This is a genomic window from Anaerotignum faecicola, assembly GCA_024460105.1.
Taxonomy (GTDB): Bacteria; Bacillota; Clostridia; order Lachnospirales; family Anaerotignaceae; genus JANFXS01.
Genome location: JANFXS010000519.1, coordinates 1 through 398, shown reverse-complemented (window position 1 = coordinate 398; position 398 = coordinate 1). Strand labels below are relative to the sequence as shown.

Below are 398 nucleotides of genomic sequence, written 5' to 3'. Positions count from 1 at the left end.
GGAAGCAGGTTAAGGCAGAGTGGATGAAGCCATATGAAGCCTTTAAGGTACGGGTTGATGGGCTGCTTGAAATCGTAGACAAGCCGGTCAATCTCATCGACAGCCAGCTTAAGGAAATGGAAGCTGTCAGGGTGGCGAAAAGAAAGGCAGATATCCAGGCGTTATATGACAGCGTGATCGGGGAGATGCTGGAATACCTTCCTCTGGAAAAAATCTATGATTCAAAATGGGAAAATGCATCTGTCAAATTACCAGCGGTTAAAAAGGCTATGATAGAGGTGATCGGCAAGTCATACGAAGAGGTTACGACCATTAAAAATATGGATTCCGAGGCGGTCCCCAAAGCGCTGGAGATGTACAAGCGTGATCTGAGTCTTGCGAATGCCGTCAAGTATATC

The 398-nt window shown here is 46.5% G+C and carries 1 protein-coding gene; it reads left to right on the top strand.

Features of this window, described 5'->3' with window-relative positions; translation table 11 throughout:
- Nucleotides 1–398: DUF1351 domain-containing protein (locus NE664_15180; GenBank protein MCQ4727974.1), on the top strand; the 398-nt coding region annotated here is incomplete at both ends.